The sequence below is a fragment of the Sulfitobacter sp. L-8 genome (genome assembly GCF_056859255.1).
In genome coordinates this window covers 140619-166793 of the sequence record NZ_JBSXOD010000037.1, presented here as the reverse complement: position 1 = coordinate 166793, position 26175 = coordinate 140619, and the positions used below count along the sequence as shown (strand labels likewise).

At 55.0% G+C, this 26175-nt stretch carries 18 protein-coding genes, 1 pseudogene and 1 other annotated feature; of the genes and pseudogenes, 7 read left to right on the top strand and 12 right to left on the bottom strand.

The genetic code is table 11. The annotated features are described in order from the left end of the window. Nucleotides 1-114 precede the first annotated feature (114 nt). From AC13DE_RS05680 to wrbA, 3 genes are all read left to right on the top strand, one after another. Nucleotides 115-792 (top strand): TetR/AcrR family transcriptional regulator, encoded by a 678-nt coding sequence (locus AC13DE_RS05680; protein WP_446306256.1) that lies wholly within the window; start codon nucleotides 115-117, stop codon nucleotides 790-792. Nucleotides 793-1077: 285 nt separating this feature from the next. Continuing rightward, entirely contained in the window at nucleotides 1078-1494 is a 417-nt protein-coding gene (locus AC13DE_RS05675; protein WP_483047320.1) for a hypothetical protein, read from the top strand. Between the two features lie 18 nt (nucleotides 1495-1512). Further along, nucleotides 1513-2103 carry an NAD(P)H:quinone oxidoreductase type IV gene (wrbA, locus tag AC13DE_RS05670; RefSeq protein ID WP_483047319.1) on the top strand — a complete coding sequence of 197 codons (591 nt, stop codon included), beginning with the start codon at nucleotides 1513-1515 and terminating at the stop codon, nucleotides 2101-2103. A 777-nt stretch (nucleotides 2104-2880) separates the two neighbouring features. On the opposite strand, the gene AC13DE_RS05665 is transcribed toward wrbA, so the two are convergent. From AC13DE_RS05665 to AC13DE_RS05655, 3 genes are all read right to left on the bottom strand, one after another. Next, entirely contained in the window at nucleotides 2881-3006 is a 126-nt protein-coding gene (locus tag AC13DE_RS05665; protein WP_483047318.1) for a hypothetical protein, read from the bottom strand. Nucleotides 3007-3216: 210 nt separating this feature from the next. After that, nucleotides 3217-3336 (bottom strand) — a sequence feature (AL1L pseudoknot). A 1000-nt stretch (nucleotides 3337-4336) separates the two neighbouring features. Further along, nucleotides 4337-6988, bottom strand: a complete 2652-nt coding sequence (locus AC13DE_RS05660; protein WP_483047317.1) for an aminotransferase class III-fold pyridoxal phosphate-dependent enzyme — start codon at nucleotides 6986-6988, stop codon at nucleotides 4337-4339. Between the two features lie 636 nt (nucleotides 6989-7624). Beyond that, a complete protein-coding gene (locus tag AC13DE_RS05655; protein WP_483047316.1) occupies nucleotides 7625-8440 on the bottom strand; it encodes a hypothetical protein in 816 nt (271 codons plus the stop codon). A 234-nt stretch (nucleotides 8441-8674) separates the two neighbouring features. Here AC13DE_RS05655 and AC13DE_RS05650 point away from each other — a divergent pair, with 234 nt between their 5' ends. The 4 genes from AC13DE_RS05650 (at nucleotide 8675) to AC13DE_RS05635 (ending at nucleotide 14677) form a co-directional block, all read left to right on the top strand. Then, the gene (locus tag AC13DE_RS05650; protein ID WP_483047315.1) at nucleotides 8675-9361 is read left to right on the top strand and encodes a rhomboid family intramembrane serine protease; all 687 of its coding nucleotides are present in this window, start codon (nucleotides 8675-8677) and stop codon (nucleotides 9359-9361) included. Between the two features lie 268 nt (nucleotides 9362-9629). Continuing rightward, nucleotides 9630-10307, top strand: coding sequence for a YdcF family protein (locus AC13DE_RS05645; RefSeq protein WP_446306252.1), 678 nt, complete (start codon nucleotides 9630-9632; stop codon nucleotides 10305-10307). A gap of 313 nt (nucleotides 10308-10620) precedes the next feature. After that, nucleotides 10621-13071: a tetratricopeptide repeat protein gene (locus AC13DE_RS05640; RefSeq protein ID WP_483047314.1), complete on the top strand. Its 2451-nt coding sequence runs from the start codon at nucleotides 10621-10623 to the stop codon at nucleotides 13069-13071. A gap of 463 nt (nucleotides 13072-13534) precedes the next feature. After that, on the top strand, nucleotides 13535-14677 hold the full coding sequence (locus AC13DE_RS05635; protein WP_483047313.1) for a polysaccharide biosynthesis/export family protein: 1143 nt from the start codon (nucleotides 13535-13537) through the stop codon (nucleotides 14675-14677). Nucleotides 14678-15105: 428 nt separating this feature from the next. Here the strand turns inward: AC13DE_RS05635 and AC13DE_RS05630 are convergent. The 9 genes and pseudogenes from AC13DE_RS05630 to AC13DE_RS05590 all read right to left on the bottom strand — a co-directional run. Beyond that, a pseudogene (locus AC13DE_RS05630) lies at nucleotides 15106-15334 on the bottom strand (IS3 family transposase); the annotation flags it as partial. Between the two features lie 121 nt (nucleotides 15335-15455). After that, on the bottom strand, nucleotides 15456-16274 hold the full coding sequence (locus AC13DE_RS05625; protein WP_483047312.1) for a CpsD/CapB family tyrosine-protein kinase: 819 nt from the start codon (nucleotides 16272-16274) through the stop codon (nucleotides 15456-15458). 25 nt (nucleotides 16275-16299) lie between these two features. Then, complete coding sequence (locus AC13DE_RS05620) at nucleotides 16300-17841, bottom strand: GumC family protein (RefSeq protein ID WP_483047311.1); 1542 nt, start codon at nucleotides 17839-17841, stop codon at nucleotides 16300-16302. Continuing rightward, nucleotides 17838-18614: an ExeA family protein gene (locus AC13DE_RS05615; RefSeq protein ID WP_483047310.1), complete on the bottom strand. Its 777-nt coding sequence runs from the start codon at nucleotides 18612-18614 to the stop codon at nucleotides 17838-17840. Before AC13DE_RS05615 ends, AC13DE_RS05620 begins: the two co-directional genes overlap by 4 nt. 483 nt (nucleotides 18615-19097) lie before the next feature. After that, nucleotides 19098-20711: a VPLPA-CTERM-specific exosortase XrtD gene (gene xrtD / locus AC13DE_RS05610; protein ID WP_446313391.1), complete on the bottom strand. Its 1614-nt coding sequence runs from the start codon at nucleotides 20709-20711 to the stop codon at nucleotides 19098-19100. 208 nt (nucleotides 20712-20919) lie between these two features. Then, nucleotides 20920-22890 (bottom strand): asparagine synthase (glutamine-hydrolyzing), encoded by a 1971-nt coding sequence (gene asnB, locus AC13DE_RS05605; protein ID WP_483047309.1) that lies wholly within the window; start codon nucleotides 22888-22890, stop codon nucleotides 20920-20922. Between the two features lie 17 nt (nucleotides 22891-22907). Then, a complete protein-coding gene (locus AC13DE_RS05600; RefSeq protein ID WP_483047308.1) occupies nucleotides 22908-23978 on the bottom strand; it encodes a glycosyltransferase family 4 protein in 1071 nt (356 codons plus the stop codon). Beyond that, on the bottom strand, nucleotides 23978-25117 hold the full coding sequence (locus AC13DE_RS05595) for a glycosyltransferase family 4 protein (RefSeq protein WP_483047307.1): 1140 nt from the start codon (nucleotides 25115-25117) through the stop codon (nucleotides 23978-23980). Before AC13DE_RS05595 ends, AC13DE_RS05600 begins: the two co-directional genes overlap by 1 nt. 324 nt (nucleotides 25118-25441) lie before the next feature. Next, nucleotides 25442-26173, bottom strand: coding sequence for a DUF2334 domain-containing protein (locus AC13DE_RS05590; RefSeq protein ID WP_446313387.1), 732 nt, complete (start codon nucleotides 26171-26173; stop codon nucleotides 25442-25444). Between the last annotated feature and the right edge of the window lie 2 nt (nucleotides 26174-26175).

Sequence of the window (26175 nt, the reverse complement as noted above, 5' to 3'; positions counted from 1 at the left end):
CGACAAAACCGACGTGCCGCATGCCTGGTCAATACGGCATGATGACCCCACCCCTTTTTTCAGCCGCGCTTTGTTGATAATTTTGACAGCAGACGCGGCTCAAGAGGTAAGCGAATGGATGAAAAAGGTAACCTTAGAAAAGGTGAGCGGACACGCAATCAACTGAAAGAGGCCGCGCTGAAACTTTTTGCTGAAAACGGTGTGGAAAACGTGTCTATCCGAGACATCCAGCTTGCGGCAGGACAAAAGAAAAACGGCTCGATAACCTATCACTTCCCGTCCCGCGACGCACTAATTCGCGAACTGGTTCAGGACGTTGGTAAGATACTCGATGCTGGCAACAATCAACGATTGGACGCTCTTGAGGCCAAGGGGGGGCCGAAATCTGTCCGTGACGTGACAGAGATCATGATACCCACACTCCCGGAAAGCGGTGACCTGTCGCCCAAAGAACAGGCCTATGGCCTGCGGTTCTTTACATCCGTCATGATAAGCCGTCGTGAGTTATTGTTTGAAGCGACTGCGGGCCAGGACCGGGGTACACGCCGCTGTTTCGCGGCCATCCGAAGCTTGGCACCCGATATGCCGCCAGAGATCTTGCGTCAGCGAATGATGCTTACCCTTATGTTTGGACTTTCGGCAGGTGCATCCATGGAAGCAGCGGCAAAAGATCAGGAAGTCTGGAAAAATCTTTGGGGTCAGCCGTCCGCGCGGTCAAATCTCGCGGATACGATGGCCGGGATCATTTTGGCGCCGGTCTCTGACGAGACGCTCATGATGCTGGAGTCATGACCCCGACATGTTGAGTAAGAACATCAATCAGATCGGCTGCGCACGCATGTGTTCAACACGCGCACCCACAAGGAATGTCAGTTGCGGTTTATACCGGCAGTGTCCAACCACGGTTTGAACACCTAATCTGCCGCCGTGACAGAACAGCAGTTGTCGAATTGCCCGCAGTGACCTCCCGACCATGAGAACAACAAAGTCGAACTGCGGCTGACCTCATCGACTGCCCTTAACTGCATCCTATGCAAGCCAGATGTGACCTCGACCGCTGATATGGCAGGTACAAAGATGCGTGCCGTTGTCAGCCTTGCCAACCTGATGCGTCGGATTGGCACCGTGTCTGCGACCACTGCCGAGATGTATGAAGCCATGCGGCGCGGCGCGGCGATCAAAGCGGTAAAAGCCAATGGCCCGGAAATCCATGAGCCCGACGATGAGTTCAAGGCGCTGATCACGGAGTTCCGCGCCAGCACATCTGCCGATGCTATCAGCTCAGCCGAAAATACTGGCGCGGCACAGGCAAGCTGCGCTGGTCGACCCTGTGGTGATGCAGGAACGAAAGCTGGTTGCTCGCCCGCGGGGTGTTCATGTTGGCCTTTTGGAACTGCCGCTTGGTCAGAGGGTTGGAAATCACGGCCTTGCACGCCGGAACAGTTTTCGTTCGACATCGCCGAAAGAAGCAATACTTCAGTTATTCGTCATTAAATCTCAAGGAGAAAGAAAATGACTGTCAAACTCGCAATAGTCTATTATTCCAGCTATGGTACCAATCACCAGATGGCTACCATCGCCATGGAAGCAGCTAAAGCCGCAGGTGCCGACGTGCGTCTGCTTAAAGCTCGCGAAACCGCACCTGCCGAAGCAGTCAATAGTCAGGCCGCATGGAAAGCCCATGCCGACGCGACGGCTGATATCCCAGAGGCATCCGTCGAAGATATGGAATGGGCTGACGCCTATCTCGTCTCTGCCGGTACCCGCTTTGGCGTGATGGCCAGCCAGATGCGCGCCTTCATTGACACGCTCGGCGGGCTGTGGAGCAAGGGGGCGCTCGCGAACAAGCCGATCTCAGCGATGACGTCTGCACAGAACGCTCATGGTGGGCAGGAAACCACGCTCAGCTCGTTTTACATCACGGCGATGCATTGGGGGGCGATTGTGGTTGTTCCCGGCTACACCGATGAGGTGATTTTCAAGACCGGTGGTAACCCCTATGGCTATAGCCACACACAGGGCGCGGAATTTTCCGAAGACGTAAAATACGCCATCGGGCACCAAACCCGCCGCCTTGTGGAGATGGCCGCAAAACTTGCCTGAAGCCGCCCCTAAAAATACCCTGTCGGTGCCGCGTCCGGTAACCGACGGGGAAACAATCCTGACGCGGCTTGCTCTTGAGTAAGAGTTCCATTCGCATGTGACGTTCGATTGACTTGCCCCAGTCGGTCGTATCGGACCCAAGCGTTGGATTGACCTGCCTCGGGATATTTCCTCCACTTGAAACGAGAGTCCTACCCAACGAAGGGACGGACGATGAAGCGAACGAGACACAGCGAAGAACAGGCCATGAGCATTCTGACCGAGCATTAGGCGGGTGCAAAGTCTGCCGATCTGTGCCGCAAGCTCGGGATGTCGGTAGGGACATCCTATGCTTTGACGTCGACGTGTGGCGGCAGCGATGAAGGAACTGCGGAAAAAAGTACGGTAAGGCCCGCCGTAAAGCGAGAGGCAGTTGCACCTCTACAGGTCAATCTGGCCTGCCGCTTTGTCGGGGCGGATCGCAAGATGGTTCCTACCAGTCCAGGACTTCCGCCGACGGGCTGCTCACCGCAACCTGCGCTAATCGGCGTATCAACCCAAAGCGCTCCGGTTCCAGCTGGGTGAAAGTTCAGTGGCAGGTCAGTATGGAGAAATCAATGTGATCAGCGCAGCGTTTGCGTCAAGTGGTTCTGACGTAACGATCAGGCTATTCCAACTCCCTGAAAACGCTGAAGCAGGGAAGCGGATTCACCACCGGTTGTTGGATCAGATCAGTGTTGTGCAAAAGCGGAAGGATGATCAATCGATTCACATCACATCACATCACATCACATCACATCACATCGCCAAGCTTAGAGATTTCTGTCCAATCGCGATCAGATCAACCAGTTCGTCGGTCCCCATCAAGGTCAACACGCCGCAAACCCGGATCGCCCCGTCCGAGATGACGCGTTCACCCCGCATACCGATTTGCTTCATCACTCTTTTAACTGCGCATCCGGACCTCTCGACGCCGTCGCGTTTCATTTGACGTCTACACTTGGGCACCTCAATCATCCGGCCGTTCTCATCCAGGAGCCTGTTGATCTCGAAACGCAGCTCCATATCCCGCTGATGCCTCGCCCAGGCGTGAGTTTGATCAGCGATGCGTGCCAGGTGGCGGAACTATATTGACGGTGCAATCAGCCGCACCCCGCTGATCGACCCGACGCCGTAAGTTGCGCGCTGCCCCTCTATTAAGGCAATTACCGTTTCAATGAGCGGTCGAGTTTCCGTCCGCTGCCCAGCAACGCATGATGTCATGCGCGAGGGGGGCGCAAAATATGGCGATGATTAGCGGAGAAATTCATTCGGGTGGGACAGTTCACGGTTCTCTCGTTCAGACGACTTGATGAGATCACGTTTCTCGACTGTCACTTCGTCGCGCATGGCGTTGGTCTTCTCGGCTGCTTGACCTATCCGCGCAACGTCTGGGAAAACGGCCAGTCATGCGTCCAACGCCCACCATCCCGCCTGCCTGCGTTTCGTATGGGCCTCGATGTCCGATCTCCGTTAGGACCGCCCGGGCGCGGGCATCTGGCGAACAGCTATTTTGCTTTATGTCATAACCATCATTCTTGGTTGTGTTTATGGTCTCCGACAAATTCGGGCCAATGCAATCAAAGGGTATCGCGCTGGCAGGAACTCAGAGCCTCATTGAGCGGTGAAGGAAGTTGTTAGAATACCGCAGCCAGTTTACGTACGGACAACGGACCCCCGGCCTGTTTTCTGATCCTCCTCACCTTCTTCAAAACCGTCACGGCCGCACTGATCTGGAGGGGGTTTTCGATTACAGGCGGCAAGCTGAGATGGCGATCTTTGGTTGTATAAGCGCTTCTACAAGCCGCGTCGTCGCCATTCACTTCTCGGACGGGACAAAAGGGGGTCATGCTCAACAGCGATTTATCTCGATACTATTCCGCTTCCCGAAACTATGTGACTGTTCCCAGCTATCGTCGTGCCGCCCTCGCCATTCGCTATCGTCCACTGGGAGCATTTGTCGTCTGGGAAGCTACCACAAGCGTCGCACGGTTTATGGTTCATATGCTTCCGGCTACTGACGTAAACTTATGCGACAACAGCAGTGGTGCCAAAGTGAGTAGCGGTCAGTCTCCGTGAAATTCTACCGCGCGAGATAGATACACGGAGTGAGCGGGCTAAATCCAAGGTCTTGGCTTCTTCGTCCTCCTGGAGGTAGATGTTCAGGCTGCCTGTGTGCCGATGAACAAGACGGTTGCCATATTGAAATGGATTATTATTCTGCCGCCCAAATTTTCGCAGACTTCTTGGAGCGATACTCTGCTTTCCGTCGCTGGCTTACTGCCATTGCCACACGCTTAAAATCGCTATCGGTCAATGATTTACCATACCATTGTGGCTCGGCAGGCTCAAAGCCGTGGCGGCGGGCCATTTCTGATATACGGTCAGCGTCCACAAGGCTCAGGTCGCGTCCCAGACTGTAATCATCGGTCTCGCCTTCAAGCGCCAACAGCATCGTCTCGCCGAGACAGCCCCAGCAAAGATCTTCCGGGAGGTTCTGGAAAGGTCCAAGGTTTACCGGGAATGGGGGTGTGACCAAGCCACCGTCGAAAACGAGCACCCCGTTTTCCGTAAGATCGGCATGTGCCACGTTCGGGGGGCGCGCCACATCGCATACGACTGTGCCGGGACGCAGTTGCGTCGGATCGAGGAAAGTAACCTCTGCGCTGGTCGCCACCAGCACCAGATCTGCGGTCGCGAGCGCTTTGCTCAAATCCGTGGTCGCGGTAATGGGAACGGATCTGCCGCGTTCGGCACAGGCACGAGCGAATTCATTTGCCACACCCTTGGTCATCTCATCACCTTGCGGTTCAAGATATTCGCGTACGCAACGGTTCAATCCCCCTGCGCTTGGAGACGGGTGCTCGTTCGACAGCATGTGCACCACTTCATCCGTGACGCGGTCCAGGAATTGCTGAGCCTGCCTGTTGCTGGCGTTCCCTACCAGGGTTAGCTGATTTGCTCGGCGGGCGAGCATCAGGCTTGCCAACCGACCAATTGCTCCGGTAGCGCCGACGACGACAACATTCGCGGTGGCCGGATCAATACCGGCACGCCATGCAGCCCGTTCGAGCGCCGTCACGCCAGACACGGTGGTTAGGGTGTTGCCGCTGGTGACCGGCACGCCGCGGCCAGCTACTGCGGCACCTCCATTGGTGGCGATTGACGTAAACGCCCCAAGACCTAGTCGACTTGCGCCAAATTCGGCGGCGATGCCAGCCGAGGCCTGGATCATGCCTCGGGCTTCTCTGCGGCCTTTCCCCATCATGTCGGTAGGCAAGAGCGGGACGGACATGATCATTCCTTCGGTCGTGCTTCCGTCGCGCGAGGTGCCCCCTGATACCGGCCATGCGAACCCGGGTCCAACCCGCTTCACCCATTCAAGCCACGTGGATCGTTCTTCGGCAGTAAAGTTTGCGAAGGATGGATCGGAACGCAAAAGATCCGCTTCCTGCGTGTAATGGATAAGGAAACAGAATCTGCCTGGAGCAGATCCCGGCACGTCGCGGGCCGGACCCTGCTGAGGCGCAGTGGGTGCTGTGTGTTCCAGTTGTTCCCGCCGCTCAGGCGTCACAAGGTGCCGCATGAGCATGTGGTAATCACCACGGTTCAGCACGCCGCATACGGAGTCCAGCGCGGAAATGCACCGGTCGATTTCGGCACGACCCGCAATAAGGGGCGGCTGCAAACGCATTACTTTGGCATCATTGAAGACAGGAGCCGTTAACACACCCTCTACGTTAAGAAGGTACGAGCTCAACAGCCCGATAAATCCGCCGTTTAATCCGCAAAATGCCATCGATGCTGAATCGGCGCGCTCTACCGGTTTACGGAACTCGAGGGCGCGCATGTAACCCCTTCCGCGAACGTCGATCAATACCCCGGGATAACGATCCTTGAGTGCTTCCAACTGTTCTTGGAAATAGTCACCGTTTTGCGCGATATCTTTGATAAAGGCTCTGTCATCATCAAGAATAAGATCCAATGTCGCATTAGCTGCCGCGCAGGCAAGGTTGTTGTTCGCAAAAGTCGAGCTATGTAGGAAACCGAAGCGATCATCCCAGACCTCAGGTCTGACAACAACGGCAGAAATTGGCATCAAACCTCCGCCCAATGCTTTACCGAGCAGCAGCATATCCGGTGCTTGTTCGCATTCCTCACACGCAAAAAGTCGGCCAGTCCGGCCTAACCCGGTCTGGATTTCGTCGATGATGCTCAGCACGCCGTACTTGCGGCAAAGTGCGATGACATCATTAAGATAACTATCGTCAGCCGGGCAGACCACCCCGCCTTCGCCTTGGATCGGCTCCACAATAAACGCGGCGATAGAGCCATGGTCGGCTTCGAGCTTAGCTTCGAGTTCCTCAATATCGCCAAATGCGATATATTCAAAGTCTCGAGCCGGTCCGCCAAAGTCCTTTTGGTACATCGGCTTACCTGTCGCGGACAAGGCACCCATGGTCTTACCGTGAAACCCGTTGTGAGTGGAGAGAATGATATCCCGACCGCTTCGAGCACGTGCAAGCTTGATCGCGGCTTCGACTGCTTCGGCACCAGAATTAGCCAACGAAACCACACTAAGATCATGTGGGGTAATGCTGGCCAGCCGGTTGGCCAAACGCTCTGCTCCGACGGCGCGCAAAGGCTGTACCATAACAGGTTGCATAGCCTCTTGCTGAAGGTTCAGTGCCTTCCAGATCTGGGAGGGATTATGACCAAAAGGCAACGCGCCATACTGCGATAGAAAATCGAGGTACTCACGTCCTGCGGCATCGTAAAGCTTACAGCCATCGCCCCGGGTCAGTTCTACATCCAGGCCGAAGGTTTCCAAAAGGCGCGCACGGGTAGGGTTCAGTCCGTTCATCATGCTTTCCATTCTTCTCAAGTGTCCAATAAAAGGTTGTTGAACCTAAGCTCACAACAAAGTTGGGCATTAATAGGGCAAAAAACGGATTTTTCGCTTGCAAGTTGTTTCCGCGCTTCCCGTGTTATTTAGAATACGAATCATTTCAAAATCTTCTAAACGCAAGAGTTGTCTCAGGTTCATACTGGGCGCAGGTCTCGGTACGTGAGATTAGAATTGCCGAAACTCCAGTAAAACAACGTCGCTCTCGATCATGTCTGCGGCTTGATAACATTATTGCGCGGCCGGTCGTGAGCATTGCTCGTCCTTTCATCACTGCGTATGGTTGTATTAAATTGGTGTCTCGGGTTGATAGCATTGCGATGACGTTTGCACGAGCATTATGGCAAACGTTCAGCGAGATCTCGCGCAAATAAAAAGATATTGGGAACAATCCGCCGACTTGTGATTCGTGAGCATTCAAATGCATGGACTTCGGGCTTGCCAGCTATCGGGTCGGTCCGGCACGCTGCGTGTTTGGGACGGAGGGGTGCCAAAGCATCAGCGCCGCCAAACGAAAAAACCACGACAAGCGATGCTTGCCGTGGCTTCTTTGATATCTGACCCGGGGCGTTTCGTCCCGGGTTAAATTTTTGTGACTTAGGCCTGACGACGACGACGGCGTCTTGCTGCCGACGACATACCGGCAAGGCCGCCCAATCCGCCAAGAAGCAGGAATGCGGAAGCTGGAAGCGGTACGACACTGATCGAACCGATTGCTCCATCGAATTCAAATGTGCGGGACTCAACAGCGAAAGCAAGTGCGCCGATGTCAGTCCAATCAATCCCGGAAGGATCATTGAATTCATTCAAGCGCAGATCGGTGCTGAAGCTGATCTGACCGCCGGGGTTGGTCAAATTCTCGAAGTAGGTTGCAATTCGCCCGCTTTGATCGAACGCATAAGCGTAGAAATCAAGAGAGCCTCCAGCGTCGAAGCTGTTGAGTTCGAATGAGAACTTGGTATTTGCAGTTGTACCGCCAACGGCGAGCAAATCCACACCCCCCAGACCGGTTACATTGACCGGGATATCAGCAGAAGTACTGCTGGCAAAGGGCGGCTGCGGAAGGTCTTTAAACGTAAACGGTGTAGTAGTTGCCGCTGTTCCTGGGCCATCGTATACGAGAACCGCTTGCCCTCTTGCACCGGTGCCGTTGGTAAAGTTCAACCCACCGCCGGATGCCTCAAACTGAGTGCCGAAGGCTGGAGCAGGAAACGTATCTGTAGAAACCCACATATAACGTTCACCACCGAGAATGCCGGGTCCAGCAAATGCTGCCGTGTCCGGGTTACCGCCACCATTGGAGAAAACAGCTCCCGGGGTGGTAAAATCATCCACCACAATTGTGGCGGCCATTGCGGCTGGTGCCGCAAACGCTACAAGCGCCGCTAGTGTTAACGAAAACTTCATATTCATAATAACTTCCCCCAATAATACCGCTGTGAATGCTTAATTTACACAGCAGGCGATTCTAAAAATAGTTTTACCTTCTATGACGTTATCGCTTCGAAACCCGCGCTGTCAACAGAATAAGGTGAAAATAAGGCTAGAATAAGGCTCGCGTCGGCTAGCTGGGGGTGTTTTCCTCGGTACTATGTGTAACCAAGCTTCGTGCGGGTTGCATACCACGTCACTTAGGTGGAGAAGATCATGTATCGGGCGAAACAGAGGCAACTTCGGCGTCCGGTTGCCACCCAGACGCTGGAGACCGCGCTGAAACCGAAAAATCTGTTCCTTTACAGCATGATTGCTGTGTACTGCGTGATCGAGATCACCTTGAGCCTTGCTGACTCTGGCGCGCTCGGGCCTGTCCGTTTGCGTCCACTGGCCTATGATTACGGCGCCTTTTGGCCCGGGCTACTTGGGAACTGGAAACCCAATTATCTCGCGCAGCCGTATGCGATGTTCGTCACCTACGCCTTTTTGCATGGCGGTTTGGTACATCTTTCGGTGAACATGATCAGCCTTTGGTCCTTAGGCCGTGCAATACTGAAGCGAGCAAGCATCGGGACATTTACCTTTCTGTATGTTGCCTCGAGCCTGAGCGGTGCCGCGGGTTTCGCTCTGTTGGCCCCGGGCCTTCGCCCCATGGTCGGCACATCGGGTGCATTGTTTGGTTTGCTAGGTACGCTTTTGGCCTGGGAATACATGGACCGGTACACCGTTCGGGAAGGAATAGAAGATGTCGCGAAGGTTATCGCGCTCCTTGTGGCATTGAACCTTGTTATGTGGTGGGCAATGTCCGGCCAACTTGCCTGGCAAGCTCATCTAGGAGGATTCCTCGGTGGTTGGATTGGTGCCTTGCTTCTTGATTACATGGCGCGCCGCCGTACCTGAGGGCTTGGCTGCAACATTCGATGTTAAATCTCCACGCACACTTCTCAGGCGCGCCATCCTCAGGGCGCCGACCCGGGCAACGTCCGTTTGGCCAAAAAATAACCACACTGCAAACTATGCTGCCCATAGTGCGATTGGTTCCACGCTAATGGGGTTGGCGGCTTTAACGATTTTCTTCGGGCCATCTTGACGATAGCGCCCGCGTACCGCATCACGGGAGACGGAGTTGTCTCCTCTCCAATCTCTGCGATGACATTCGAGTTAGAGAGTGGAAAAGAATGAGACCGTATTCGAAGGGTGGCATCTTTTGTCAGTGATTTCTGCCATTATTGGGCTGTTTTTCCGCCTGCTTGCGGTGGTTGGCATCGCAGCAGTCATTATCGGGCTTCTCTTGATCGACTTCATGTCGCGATCCGAACCTTACGAGCTCAGCAGTGACATACCCTCTACCGCAATCGTTTTCACGGGTGACTTTGATCGCATTCGATCAGGTCTCGAGATGCTTTCTTCGGGCAGGGTCGATAGACTGTTTATCACTGGCGTGAATGGCGATGCGGGGCTTGAGCCCGCACGCTTTCCTGCGCAATTCGGACTTACCGACCAGCAAACCGACTGGATTGCGACGGGCAAACTGGTCCTTGCGCCGGACGCACATACAACGCTTGAGAACGCGCTTGAAGCGGGATGCTGGCTGGATGTTCAGCCGGATATCCAGGCCGTCACTCTTATCACCTCTCAACCACATATGGCGCGGGCATCGATTGCGTTGCAACACACCATCGCTCCTATATCCGTCGTGCGGGTGATTTCGGATTCCCCTGCCGACTATAATAAACTGCGCATCGATCTCGTCGAGTTCAGCAAGTTTATAGCAAGCTGGTTTATCTCCCTCCTACCCCGCAATTTGTGGCCAGCCAATGAACCAGCGCTGTGTTGGGGCCGCTGAACGAATTTATTCAGACGACGGGCGGCCCAACCTGTCGGCCTTTCGCGGTTACTAGGGGAAAGACTCGGGCGCAGGTCTATCAGAGCGCAACACCGTCCTGAGCGAAACCAAGGGGGTCACTGGTATGGACGGCAGTAACGTGACCGCGAGCGCGGGCAGAAATTCTTGAAACCGGTCGTGTGGCATCAATATTTTCGCCTAAGTCTCCTATCGGCACCAAGGCCTTGCCGACCGGCTAGAATTCAGCGACAAACAACACAGGGCCAATTTTCGGTTCCTGACGCGAAATGATTCATTATTAAGGACTTTTTCTGTGCGCGCCCTCAAAAACCTGGTGTCGGCTGTCATTCTATTGAGCAGCGCTCTATTTTTATCCGCCTGCGATTCAGTCGAAGAACGCGCAGAACAACATTATCAAAGCGCTCTTGTCCTGATCTCTGAAAAAGATATCGACCGCGCTGTGGTCGAGCTGCGTAATGCCGTTACCTTGGACGCCACTCACAAGGCTGCGCGTCAAACGCTGGCGGAACTGCTGTTGGAAAAAGGCAACCGGCAAGGGGCCTATCGTCAGTATCTTCGCCTCGCCGAGACGTTTCCCGATGATCTTGACAGCCGCATTATCCTTTCCGAAATGGCTTTTTCCTCGGGAAGCTGGGACGAGTTCGATCGCCATAGTTCCCGCGCCGAGGAATTGGCACCAGACAATCCGCGCGTAAAGGCCATCGCTCTGGTACGGAGTTACCGGGTTGCGATTAACGATAATGACGCAGCTACCCGTCGCAGTCTTGCAAGCAAGGCCAGCGATATGCTTGGCGATCAACCGGAAAACGTGCTGTTGCGTAACACTCTTATAGATAACGCACTTCGCGAGCAGGATTATACGCAAGCACTGGCACAAATCGATTGGATGATCGATTTCGACCCCACAAAGCTTAGCCACTATCAAGAGCGCCTTCGAGTATTGTCAACGATTGGCGATGAGACCGCTGTCGAGGCGCAACTGCGCGAGATGATGAAAATTTTCCCCGATGATCCATCGAACAGAGAAACGCTTATCCGATACTACGTTTCGCGGAATAATCTGGATGCGGCAGAGGGCGTATTGCGCGATCTGGTGGTCGCCTCCGGCTCTGAAGATCCCGGTCCGGCACTTGATCTGATCCGCTTTCTGGCGGAATTCCGTGACCCCGAGGATGTTCGCGCCGAGATCAGCAAGGCTCTCTCGGAACGCGCTGATCCAGTGCCATTCCAGATTATTGAAGCGCGGTTCGAATTCTCGCTCGGAAATCACGACGAAGCCATCGCAACCCTTCAGGACGTGCTGTCGAAAGCCGAGCCATCAGATCAGTCGCTCGATCTCAAGATAACGCTTGCCAAGATGCTTCTTGCCACGGGCAACAACGTAGGTGCCCGGACACTGGTAGAGGAAGTTCTGACCGAACAGCCAACCCAGCCAGACGCGCTCAAAATGCAGGCCGCCTGGCAAATTGAAGCGGACGACACCGACGCTGCGACCGGCGCGCTTCGGACCGCACTTGACCAGAATCCACAAGACGCTGCGGCGATGACCCTGATCGCCAACGCATACTCTCGCGCCGGTCAGCCCGGACTGGCCAAGGATTTTTACGCACAAGCGGTGGAAGCGTCCGGCAACGCTCCAACGGAAACGCTTCGCTATGCCCAATTGCTGATGGGAGAAAAGCGCTATCTCCCGGCCGAGGATATCCTGGTGGCGGCTCTGCGGCTTGCCCCGACCAATACCGATATCTTGATCACACTGGGTCAGCTCTATCTGCAAACGGAAGATTTCAATCGCGTCCAAGGTGTCGTCGGCACCCTGCGTCGCATTGGAAGCGATGCAGCGATTCAAGCGGCCAACGGGATAGAGGCCGAACGGCTTAGTGGACAGAGTGGTATCGACTCGGCCTTGTCTTTCCTTGACGACTTGGCCACAGGCGCTGAAACCAACCTCGCCACGAAAATCGGTCTGGTTCGCGCTAGGCTAAATATAAAGGACAAAACCGGTGCCCTCGCCCTCGCGCGGGCGCTGAAAAACGAAAACCCCGACGACGAAACGCTGGACTTCGTGCTGGCCTCGACCCAAGTCGCGAATGGTGATCTGGATGCGGCCGCGACCCTTTACCGTGATCTTCTTGCGACAAATCCGATCCGACCCAGAATCTGGCTTGAATTATCCCGATTGGAGCTAAGGCAGGGCGATCCCGATGCAGCCGAGGCTACCATCGACGAGGGCCTCGACCACCTGCCCAAGAACCCAGAGCTGCTTTGGGCAAAAGCATCGTTGGCCGAAAGGGACGGGAACATTGATGGGGCGATTGATATCTACCAAGCGCTCTATGAAGACAATTCAAACTCGATTGTCGTCGCCAACAACCTGGCAAGCCTGCTTGCGACCTATCGCGAGGATGAGGAAAGCCTGAACCGCGCCTGGAGCATCGCACGTAGATTTCGCGAGGCCAATGCCCCGGCATTGATGGATACCTTTGGGTGGATCCTTCACCGGCGTGACAACAGCGCCGAAGCCCTACCTTATCTTGAAGCTGCGGCGAAGGGGCTACCAGAGGATGCTATCGTTCAGTACCACTTGGGTCAGGCATACATCAGCCAAAACCGTCCGCAGGATGCGCTTGAACAGTTTCGTAAAGCAGTATCGGTAGCAGGCGCAGCCGATACTCGGCCCCAGATCGAAGAGGCACGGGCGCTTGTTCAAAGTCTGCAAAAATCACCCACGATCGAGAATTGAACCAATCATACAAGAACATCTGACGAGCAGCGTTCGCCTTAATTGGCGGGCCGCTCGTTCTCAAAATTCGTGATAGGTAACGCAGCGACGCGCTGATCCTTCCGGCTGACAGCACTGGTGCCGGGTTGCTGCCGGGGTCATCATCGCACTTGTATCCAGGCTAAATCCGCACTCTGGGACGAAACTGATCGTCACCGCGTGTATCGGCGAACGGGCTTCACGCTCGCGCTATCGAAAATGAGAAGGGATTTTCCGCGGTGGGGTTGCCGTTCGGGCCTAGCGTCAATCGGGCCGAACCTAAAAGATGAACCTCGTCTGCAACACATTCGAAATCCGTGTATCGCGCGATTGCTTAATTTATACCTTTATGTATTTAAATCATTTGAAGTTGAATAATTCTTCTTGAAAATACTGGCAGTGAGCTATGCGCGCGATGTCATCCGAAAGAAACGGAAGCTATAATATGAAACAATTGTTTACTCGAATGACAAAAATTCTGTTTACTATTGTCCTTGTATCCGCACTTGGTGCTTGCGGCTTACCACGTTCCGGCCCGAAGAAAGCCGAGCTGCTTGATGTCAAAATGGACAAATACAGCAATACCGAAATTGTGGTGGTAGATGAAAATGTTACCCGTGCGGTGGCTCTTCCAGCTGACAGCGGCTTTCCTCATGTATTCGTGGATGGTAGCTCCTCTGCTCCTGACCAAATTCGGCCGGGCGACACGCTGTCATTCACCATTTACGAGAACGTAGATGACGGAGTGCTAAGCCGAGGCAACAGTGGCGCGGCCACCCTCAGCGCACTCCAAGTGGATGAAGCCGGTTTCATTTTTATTCCCTACGCAGGACGAATTCGCGCCGCAGGCAACACGCCCGAAGCGCTTCGGCGAATTATTACAAATAAGCTGAACATCCAGACACCGCAGCCTCAGGTGTTGGTGCAACGCGCGCCTGGCGACGGTGCGACCGTCTCGATCCTCGGCGACGGCATCGCGGCGCAAGGCGTCTATCCTATCCAGCGATCCAGCCGCAGGTTGATGGAAATGCTGGCCACCGCAGGCGGGATCACAGCGCCGTCGGAAGTTGCGCGCATTACCGTACTGCGCAACCATACCAAAGGTGAGATATGGTTCGAGGACATATATGACCGCCCCGAATTCGACATAGCGCTATACGCCGGCGACCGTGTTCTTGTTCAGCGTGATCCCCGTGTGTTCACTGTGCTCGGGGCAACCGGATTACAGGCAAACGTACCGTTTGGCATGAGACATCTGTCGGCACTCCAAGCTCTCGCACAGGTGGGCGGTCTGGATGGATCGATCGCCGATCCGACCGGTCTGTTCGTCATCCGCAACGTACAGGCAAAAAGCGACATCAAAGGATTTGGCCGCGGCAATCACCTCAGCGACAAAACCATTATCTACGTGCTGGACCTGACCAAGCCGAACGGAGTTCCCCTTGCGCGGAATTTCGACATGCGGGACGGGGATACGCTTTATGTCACCGAAGCACCTTACGTACAATGGACAAAAACACTCAGTGTACTGGTCGGTTCGGTAAGGGCAGCGCGAACTGCGGGCCTGACGACTAACAACGGACTATGATCGCAAACGAGTCCTATATACAGCCTGTTTGATTTGCTTCAGGAAATCCAGGGCATGTGCTCGTCAGTTCGAACATCGAAGGATATCGGTTAAAAACCGATATCCTTTGCGTTCAGCAAGTGACACAATATCGGCAACTATGGACGGTTCCGGTTTGGCAAACTTATCGGCACCGTGAGCAGGTTGTTCGGCAGCGACATGTGTCCGGCCTATTTGGGGCATCCGGGGTTGTTGGACATCATGAAGTCCGCGCATCGCATCACGGTGTCAACTCACGTCTATCATGTCGCCGTCATGGACCGGTCCCGCTTTCGTGCCGCGCGCGGTGTTCGTTTAAGCCACCTTTCGTTCGAATGCGACCGGGCTTTTTCATGCCTGTGCTGAGTGGTGACGACGCCGATCCAGTCATAGCTGATACCACCGGCCTATTTCTGGTTGGGCTGATCAGCGGTGAAGTCTCGTTCTGACAGGGTCGGCGCGACGTTGAACTTGCGGACACGTTCTATCGTAAACTTGTGCTAGCAGGTTTTGACGACGGAAAAACCATTCTGGCGCTTCATCCTGCCAACCAGGCGATATCCGACGTCAAAGCCGATTTCCTTCAGATCTTCCGGCATCTGTGGCCTGTCGTCGTAGCTGTCCAATAGAAAGTCTCCTGTGCTGCAATAAATGCAATCAAAGGAGCGGCATCAAACCGCGACAGGTCCATCTACCGCTGCCCAGAACAGGAAGATCAAAGGGAAACTTTCACGACCAGTCGCATACCGATAAGCAACGATTACGTGGCACCAAATGATCTCTTGTCGTGGCGATAGCCGTTCAACACGACACCGAGAACGTTTGTGTGCTCGGCGACTTCGCGTTTGCAGGTTTCGAATTGGGTGTAACTCGTTGTATCCGCCCGGACGACGATCAAGGCGCAATCAGCGTTCTTTAGAAAAGCTCGCGTATCGTCGTTCACCAACACTGAGGGAAGATCAAAAAGCATCAAGTCAGGCTCGTAGGCTGCCTGGATAGCATCGAGCTTTCCGGCTGTTTCCTCGGCTAGCAATATCCGCGTCGGGTCTGTCTCAGCACGTTGCGCCATCGAAACCGCGACATTTTCGCCATACCGCATGGCCTGATCTTCAAAAGGTACGGTACCCGTCAACATATCAGAGATGCCATGGGGCGGCTCGACACCGAAGAAATCGCGCAAGGATGGGTCGCGCAGGTCCAGGTCAAAGAGTATGGAACGCAGGTCGCGTTGGCGGCCAAGTCCAAGAGCGATGTTACATGCCATCGTGGTCTTGCCGGAGCCGGGCATTGGCGACGTGATTGCCAACCGTTTCCACCCGTTTTGACGCATTTGAAGGAGCGACTTTGTGCGCAAAATGTCAAAAGGCGTGGCCGTCTTGCCGGCTGACCGTGTCACTACCCTGTTCTGGCTAAGGTGCTTTTCCTGCACATCGAAGGGTGTCAAAGCCTGCCAGCGGTCGAGCAGACGCGGATTTGATTTTTCCCGGGATCGCTGTGCAATCGGCTCGGCCGTTTGGACGGCACTGTGTTCGTTGCGGGACAAACGAGCCTTGTCAATTGCTGCTTGGAGTTTTTCCATTCGACTTTCAATTCTCTCATCTGCTTTAGCTAAGCCCGATTTTGGCCAAGCTCCTCTGCACAATCACTTCCAACGGAAGATAATATGTATCTACATACCAAAGCGCCAAGGGCACACAAACAAGAACGGCAACAAGAGCCGCCACCTGTACACCGCGACGCACTATTTTCGTGGTGTGGGTCTCCATATAGGGAATCGTAGCGATCGGCTTGATGTCGAACCTTTCGGTGAGTTCGGCTGGACGACGAATAGACCTGTTCAAGACTTCCAACAAAATGAAATACCCTATTGCCAGGCCTACCCCGACAAAGATGCCCATAGCGGCTACGAGAAAACGGTCAGGCCCGCTCGGAACCTGGGGTACGTTGGCGTTCTCGATTACGTTGATCCGCTGACCTTGAGCCGTCGCTTCTATGCGTTCACCCATGCGCGCTGAATTGAGGTTGGACACCGCCGTCGTATACCGGCTTAGTATAATCTCATAATCGCGCTGTAGTTCGGAAAGTTGGAATGCGTTTGCACCACTTTCCGAAATATTTTTCTTGATTTCTTCCAGTTCGGTCGTGGTGGAGCTTATCTGCGCCTCGAGTACCGCGATTTCGCTGTCAGCTTCGGCCTTTGCAGCTTCCAGCATCGCCCCTTGTTTAGTCGCTTCTGCCCCTGCTGTATCTGCATTGCCGGTGTCGTTCCCTGCGGCAACGATAGCCTCGAGACGATCTATCTGGTCCTTCAACCGAATGACTCTTGGATTATTTTGGTCATAAGTTGCCGTCAGCCTGTCAAGTTCGGCCCTGCCGACTATCAGCTCTTCTTCGTACGGGTTGAGCGTGGTAGCGACAGGTCCGTCAAAGCCGAGCTCGAGTTGGTCTCGCTTCTTCTTGACGACGACGAGCTCCCTCTGAAGCCGTTCAAGACGCTCCTGTAACAGACTTTGGCGCCCCAACCGATACGGCTGGTCTTGGGGCAACGCTTTGGCGTTTTCGGAATTGAATACGGCGATTGCGACGTTGCGCTGGTTCAGTTCTTCGTCCAGCCTTTTGACCTCTTGCTCAAAGAATTCCAGCGTATTTTCGGCTCGGGATACCCGAAACTTGGAATTCTCCTGCAACACGAGAGTTACGTATTCGTTTACAACGTTTGCAACAATCTGCGGAGAGCGGCCCTCAAAGCTGATTGTCATCATGGTAGCCCGATCCCCGTTGCGCGCTCCCCCTCTGCGGCGAATATCAGTCGCGGCTCTCATAGCCGAAAAGACTCTGTCGGGTGCCATTCCACGGATATTCTCGAACACGTCGAACCGGTTGGCGATATCAATCAGATTTGCCCGCGTCATCAGCCGTTGCTCGATTATATCCAACTGTTCAGCCGCTCCGGCCTGCACTGCCGGCGTGATCATGCTGGACGGAATTTGTGGCGCCTCGAACAACAGCCGCGCACTGGTCGAGTATGTTTCAGGTAATTTAAACGCAGCTACAAGCCCGAAGCCCGAGAACAGAAGCACAAACAGCATCATTACCGAAAGGCGGCGCAGCAACATTGCCCAATAGAAGCCCAGGTCGAGACTCATTCCGCGGCCTTTCCAATATCTTTTAGCTGGTTAGTCAGCAGGAGTGGGGAACGAAACGGCTTCAGGATCAGACCATCGTTGATCAATTCCTCAATGATGGCCACGTCGACTTTTTCCTCTTCTCCGCTAGAAGCATAGACAAGTGCCAAGTCGCATAGCTTGTTGACAACTCGCGGGATCCCTTCTGATTCTTCGAAGATGCGGACGATCGCTTCTATGGTGAATTCTTGGCCAGTACCGCCGGCGTGCCGTAAGCGATGCATGATATATTTGAGCGTCGTATTAAGATCCATCGGCTCTAAGTGATACGAGGCCGTCACCCGTTGGGCGAACTGACGCAATGACGGTTGCCGAATAAGGTCGCGCAACTCTGGTTGACCGACCAGAATGATCTGCAACAATTCGTCCTTTCCTGAGTTGATGTTGGTCAGCATGCGCAATTCTTCCAGTGTTTCGACCCCAAGATTTTGGGCTTCGTCCACAATGAGAGCAACATGTCGCCCGGCGGCGTATTCATCCAACACAAAATCTTGAAATCTCTGGAACAACGTCACGTAATCAACACCTTCGGGTGCGGGTATGTCCAGCGCGCTCAACACCCAACGCAGCAGATCCCCCCGGTCGCCGCGTGCATTAGAAATCAGCCCGACCGTAACATCATCGCCAATGGAGCGCAGTAATTCCTGAACCAGCGTAGTCTTGCCCGTGCCCACTTCGCCTGAAACAACGGTGAGCGGTGCCCGCGTCACGAGACCATAGTTGAGAACTGACAAGGCCCGTGTGTGCGCCTTGGACCAGTACAAGAACTTTGGGTCGGGCGCCAAGGAAAACGGTCGCTCGCGAAAACCAAAATGATCGTTATAAAGAGAACTACACATGCTATGCTCGGATCACTATAATTTTGCGCGTTTTATATCGGCAAGAATAAGCTTACCTACATCTGATTGATATTGAAAGCCAGCTATGCTTGATTGGGGGCAAGGCCGGTCCTTATGATATATCAGCATATTACGCATGTGCGGCATACGGAAGCGTTGTCTTTCTAATTGTGGCCTGCTGTCATTCGACATTGATCTTGCAGTGCGCCCCTGCCGTGCCCCGTTTGCTGTTAATCGTGGCATATCTCCCGAACTCAAGGAAGAACCCGCTGTCTTAAATCGGCCCAAGGTATCCTCCTGCCCGCACACGATAAGGTCAGTTGCGGCCAGACGGTAACCCCGGCAAAAGAGCTTAGCGATGGCATCGCGCAGGTTAACTCAAGCTCCAGGTATGAAGCTAGGTAGTCGGCCAAGAAGCTCTTTCAGCAAAGCGTTCATTTCAGCCTCGGCTTTTGCCTCGCCATCCGGTTCATCCTTGTCGATGGGGCTGATCAGCCTGAGGATGGCCCCGTCTGTGCGCCCGGCCACCAAGCCTCTGGTCAGCACACTGAATTTGGCGGCGGTGTTTCTGGGAATCGTCCGCCCCATGTGGGTAAACCAGTAATAAACGATCATTCGGTCTTCTTCTTTCTGAATGATCACCCGATTTACATTGAATGGAGTCTCCAGTCCCAGCTTGCCGGAAAGATCGACCTTCTGTACTTCGGCGATTTCCCAACCGGCACCGGGAAGACAAATTTCCGGAGTATGCTGAACGCCGTCGGCTGACAGATCCTTGTACCACGCCGTAAAGAAGTCGAGGGTCGGCGCGGATATGGACCGGCTGTACTGTACACCAAGATAGTCATCGGCGGCCAAGCTCTTTTCGATGTCCGGTGACAGCCGGCGTTCGTCACCGTACTGAGTCCATGCACCAACCTCTTTGGGGAACAGCGCAAAGCTAAATCGCTCTGGTGCGACATGCGTACGCTCGGGCACCAGCGGCCAGGCGCTTGCCGCAAACACCATCAGACCGGCCGCAATGATCAGCGCAGCGGAAGGTTGCACAAGCTTTACCCGCGACATTTGCGGCAGGATATTTTGAGTGTCGAGATCAAGCGCTTCGGTCAAACCCATCTTGCGTGGGTTCAGTTTCAGCAAAATCCACGCAAGCAGGAACAGGATCAACACGCTCGCCATGAATATCACCCAGCCCTCGAAGAAATGGGTAAACCCTTCAAGCCATTCAGCCCCGAAACGCTGCATCAGGATCCCTGCCAAAGCGATTCGCACCGAGTTCATAAACACTGCGATAGGCGCGGCAGCCAAAAGCAGTAATGCCTTGTGCCATTTCGGCCCTTGATACAGGAAGGCGAACACATAAGAGAAGCTGAGGATCGGAAACAAGTACCGAAGTCCCGAACAGGCCTCGGCGACATGCAGCTTCAACACTCCTAGGTCGATGATGTTGCCATCAAGAAAGACGGGTACCCCTGCAATCCTTAAAAACCAGACCCCAAGCTCGGAGGAGACGAGCTGAAGAAAGGTAGAAACCTCGTAATATACCATGCCGGGCAGAGGCAGCATAAAGACCAGATGAAGTACCGGAGGCCAGAAATGTTTGCCGGTCTGCCAGCCAAAACTAAGCAGCAATATCCCGCCGATCCAGATGATCATAGCATAGGCCACCAGGCTGTCCGCGCTCAACAGCACACCAGTAACGGCGATTGCGACAGACACTAGAACAACGAACAAACCTGGCCAACGATCGCTCTTTGGACCGGGCTGGGCCGGATATTGTTTTAGTTCACGCAGGAACATCAGCCCCGAAAGTATCGGAATGAGCGGGCCATGACTGTATTCCGGTCTGCTCCATGCATCGAGCAATACATCAAAGCCGGCGCTAAAGAACACTCCGGCCGCAACTATGGTCACGGCCAGCCAGAAAAGCCCCCAATGTAACCACCCGGCAGAGGTCTTGTTATGATAACTTTGATCGGAAATGATTGTCATGCAGCAAATTTCTAAGTTATAATATTACTGGAAATATCTTTGGAATATGACATTTCCCATGGCTTTAAGCAAACCCCTTTTTGTCAGAGTCACATTGTCGACAGTGGTTGGCGGATCAAAACTCCGAATATCGGGATAGCCTGTCGTCCACCCAGGCGGAGATCTGTCGCCGGGCCCGTGCTTTGAGGTCAGCGAAAAGGGTCGAGCATCAGTTGATTTGAGCGCTCTGCGCGGTGCCGCCCATTCTGAACTCTCTGGCCCATAACAACAGCATCAAAATGGTCCACAGTTCGTTTCCGGCATTGACGCGCCGTGCCTGGTGCTTAGCCCACAATTCACCGATAAGGTCCGCGTCCAGGCCCAAGGCTTCGGTCAGGTCAGCATCTGTAATCAGCGCCGAACCCCATTCCTGCAACGCACCCCTCAACCAGTCGTCCAGTGGTATCGCAAACCCCTGCTTCGGTCGCTCTATCAACGACTGCGGAACATGGCGGTAAACCAGAGACCGAAGAAGTTTCTTGCCTTCGCGCCCATCCACATGAAGCCCGATGGGGATTTGTCTCGCCAGAGTGGCAACGCGCGCGTCCAGAAGCGGTGCGCGGGTTTCCAGACCGACGCTCATCGCGGCGCGGTCAACCTTAACCAGGATGTCGCCGGGCAGATAGCCGGACGTGTCCCGCGCCATGATCCATTCGGCCATGTCCATTCCCGCCGCGTCAAGTGCCCGAGGGTCAGAATGATCTGCCAGCCCGGGGTTCTCCAGCATGTTTTCCAAGCCATGTCCTGTTGAGACGAAAGTCTGGTAGAAATCCTCGGGATTTCCTGATGACCGCAGGGCAGCAGCCAGTTTTGGCAGTTTTTCAAAGGTCGTCAGCGGCAGCCGCAGAGTGGATAGCGCATACCGGGACATCTTCTCGTTTCGCATACCCCACTGTACGACACCCTGCACGGCACCAGCCCCGGCGTGGCGCAAGGCCCAAGGCAAATTGCTGATTTGGCCCCATAGCTTGGGTCCGCGAATGTGACGATTGTAGCCACCGAAAACCTCATCCCCGCCGTCGCCCGTCAAAGCGACAGTGACATGTTTGCGTGCCGAACGGCAAAGCAGTGTCGTCGGTATCTGGGAACTGTCAGCAAAAGGTTCATCATATATAGATGGAAGATCCGCGACGATGGCCAGGGCATCGTCCTCCTTGAGGGTGAATTCGGTGTGGTCCGTACCCAAATGTGCGGCCACCGCAGCTGCGTGCGGTGCCTCGTTGAACCGGGCGTCGTCGAAACCGATGGAAAAAGTCTGGATCTTGCGGACAGACCCTGCCTGCATCAGACTAGCCACCAATGACGAATCCACTCCGCCTGACAGGAAACACCCCAGCGGTACGTCGCTGATCATCTGATCGCTCACCACCTCTTCGAGGACGCTTTCCAGTCTTCTCACAGCCTCGTCACGATCATGGATCTCGCGGGGTTGCGCGAATTGCGCTTCGATCGATGCATAACACAGCTGTTTCGGTTCTGCATCTGCACGAAGATGGACGATGCTGCCGGGCATTACCTTGCGGACACCATCCAGAATGCAAAGATGATCGGGAACATAGCCAAGCTTGAGGTATGACGCGACCGCCCGTTGGTTGATGGGTGCCGTCAGCCCGCCCGCCAGCAACGTGCGCAGCTCAGACCCGAATATCCAGCCGCCGTCTTGCTGCGAAAAATAAAGTGGCTTCTCTCCCATCCTGTCACGCGCCAGTGACAGCAAATTCTCCTGACGGTCCCAAAGCGCGAAGGCGAACATCCCGAATGATTTCTCGAGTGCGCGTTCAAGACCCCATTCGACAATGGCGGCAAGCAGGGTTTCAGTGTCAGAAGAACCATTCCACGCCATGTCTGGTACGTCGTTCATCAGATCGACTCGCAGCGCTTGATGGTTGTAGATTTCGCCATTGAATGCGAAAACATACCGGCCACAGCGCGAGTGCATAGGCTGGGCCCCCGATGGACTCAGATCCAGAATCGAAAGGCGCCGATGCCCAAGCGCCACTCCTTGCGTATCATCCAGCCAGTGGCCTTCGGCGTCTGGCCCCCGATGCTTGATTGACCGGGTCATGGCTTGCACCTTGTGACGCGCCTGTCCAGCATCGGCGAATGGCTGGAAGGTAACAAAACCCGTTAGTCCACACATGAAGGGCTTCTCCTAGATTACTTCTGCGACAGAAGATTGTTGCAAGCGCCACGATAATCGTCTTGGAACAGACTGGCCTGCGCCCATCTTTCGGCGGCACGTCGCGAAAGCGCAAGCCAGGATTCAGGCGCAGCAACCAGTGCGGCGACCCGCTGCGCGGTTTCCTCGGGGGTGGTGACATGAATACCGGTGTGGCCATCCTGACAATAAGACGGAATTTCACCCACCGGCGTCACGACCGGAACCAGTCCCATACCCATCGCTTCTATGACCGACATGGCCATCCCTTCAAAAAGACTTGTCTGCAAGTAAAAGCTGTAGTTGTCTGCGCGCGCCATCAGTGCCTCTTGCGGCAGCGCACCTATAAAGTTTACGGCGTGATCAAGCCCCAGTTCGGCAACCCGTGCCCGAAGTTGGGCAAGCGCCCCGCGATCCGGACCGATAATGTCGAACTTGGCATCTGGCAGCAGTCCGTGAACAGACGCAAATATGGCCAGCGCGTGTTCCAAATTCTTTTCAGATTGCAGGCGGCCCCAATAGACAAAATTTGGCGTAACGACGCGTGACTGACCACCTGGTGGCACGTCCATCAGGGCCGGCGGACGCTGTGTCAGGAAGGAAAGCACCCGGGCCCGCTTGCGCGCCGCGGCGGGAACACGCGCCTCAACGGTTGAGGCTGAATCCGCCCAGATCTCATCGGCCAACATCATTGCTGCGCGGTTGAACAGTTTGTCGAGCAGGTGAACGTCTACTGCCGAATGCAGGAACAATACAGTCTTCGTGCGTGGACGCATCACCTTGAGCGCGATAAATGTTGGACAACTGCGCCAAAGTGATGCGACGACCAGATCCGCACGGCTTTGCAGTGCAAATTGCAACAGTTTCCAATGTGCGACAGGGTGGTTAACGGATGTCGCGGGCCCATGCCAATCGTCCGGGAATACTTCGACTGCGGAATGCGTCACCAGATACGCACGGCGAAAGCGCACAGCCCCTGCCCCGCCCTCCCAGTTGGCCGGAACAGACCGCGCGGCGGTTTCGACACCCCCGACCGTGTCATAGGGGATGAGGTGCAGGACCTCGTGCATCAGCGGCGCGCCCGTGCCCGAAACAACTGCCCGCCCAGTCCCTCATACGCGCGGGCCGTTTGCCTCGCGTCGAACTGGCGCAGCGCATGCGCACGCGCGGCCTTCGCCAGATGCCTCGCACTCTCTTTGTTATCCAGGAAGGCGGCGATTTCCTTTTCGAGCGCCTGTTCATCGCTGGACGGATAAAGCACTCCGACCTCCGGCACGACCATGTTCGTGACGCCCGGAACGGCCCCTGCAATGATCGGCAATCCCACTGCCATGGCCTGCATGATCGAATTGCTCATGGTCTCGCCAAGACTCGCGTGCACATAGATATCGAGGCTGCGCAGCAAATCGCGCACCCCCTCAGCGCCAAGCGTGCCATGCAGCGTAACGTGGTCCTGCAACCCACGCTGCGCGATCTCTGCTTCCAGTCCGGGCCTTGTGTTCCCGTCTCCGGCAATCTCGAGGCGAAGGTCCACAGAAGGGCGCGCAGCGCGAAGGCGATCAAAGGCCTTGATCAAGGTCATATGATCCTTGTTTGGTTGCAGGCGTGCCACCATGCCCAAGCGTATCACCGGGTGTGTAAGCAATGCATCGATGTCCCCGGGCACCGGACTGAAAAAATCGGTATCGAGTCCGTTGCCGATGATATGGACCTTGTCCGGCCGGTGCAGAAGGCGGAGCTTCTTGGCCGCCGTTTGTGCCGCATCCTCGGTCAGGTGAACAACGGCATCGACATTTGCATGAGCCAAGGCTAGTGATCCCCAGTCCTTCAATGGCTTGGCATGTGGGTTTTCCGTGTCGCGCACCAGCACCGCCGCGCGCGAGCGGTTCACGATAACCGAAGGGACCGTCGCCAATCCGTGGACGAAAACGAGATCGGGCGCGCTTTCGAAAATGGCTCGCCGTAAGGCCCGGTAGAACGACACATATCCCCGGCCAGGCTGCTTGGGGACGTAGCTCCACGCTATCTGGCGCTGGTCGAGGCGTTCGACGTAATCTTGCAAGGGCTCTTCGACGCCGGTCAACAGGACCAGGTGCTCTGCATCGGCATAAAAACCTGCTTCAAGCATCCCGAACATGACAGCCCCATGCCCGCCTAGCCCGGAATAGAGAACATGGACCACGCGCTGCACTTTGTTATTCCCACTCATGGACGACCTTTTTCAGATATAGCTGCAATTACATTTAGGCTCGGGCACAACCCGATCCATTAAAATATCGGAAATACCACTTTAGGCGCAGAGTACAGTTAAATGAGACACCGATTAAAGCGATAAACGTCGGGGACCTCACAGTTGAAATATCCGCACCGCTTGGAAGGTCAACTTGTGAAAAGACGATGCCAGCAAGTTCCGGCGCATGATCGTGATCTCGTCATATCCGGACTGACCGCGAAACAGTCTTTGCCCGGGGGCGAGCATGCCTGCCGTCATCGGCACGACATATCAGACCATTCTTGCGTTACGGCGCAATGACTAATTGGGCCTTAGCTTCCGTTTGGCTGTTAGGGCCAGTTTGAGCGACTTGCCAAGCGGCCAATTAAGAGCGGCGGGCCAAACGCGGTCACTGGCCTGATCGAAACCGATGATACGTGCGGCATTGGACTTCACGAAGCGGCCCAGGCCGTCAATCTCCTCTGTCGTCATGTTATTTGTGTGTAGACACATCGTATAGACCCCTGCACCGATATTGGCAGAGGATTCAAACAGTTGCGGCACGAACGTGAGACCGCCGTCGCGCCAGGGATATAGACCATAGCCATCGGTCACAGTGGTAAACCCCAATGATTTCAATGCCGCGAGCGTCGCCCTGTCATAGCTGTGGAACGGTGCCATGAAGATCTCTGCGACGATGCCCTGGTCGGCCATTATTTTTTTGCCCTGCTCCAGGTCGTCACGTTGAACTTCAAACGGCCGCCCCGCAAATTCGCTGCGCGGCGAAATGCCCAATAAACCCCGGTCGCCGGTATGGATCCGGTGCTGGTAACCGTGCTGCGAAATACCCCATCCCGCCGCGTCAAGCGCCCTGACCATCTTCCAAAAATCTGGATCGGGCGTGTCGATCACCAGATCGGGGTCGCGATTGTCGGGGACGACGCCGATCAGCGGACGAACGCCTGCTGCTTCGAAACTCGCCCGTGCGCGGGCAAATTTTTCATGGTCCATCGTCGGGCAGATATCATCCAGCCTGATCACGAAACGTGCCATCA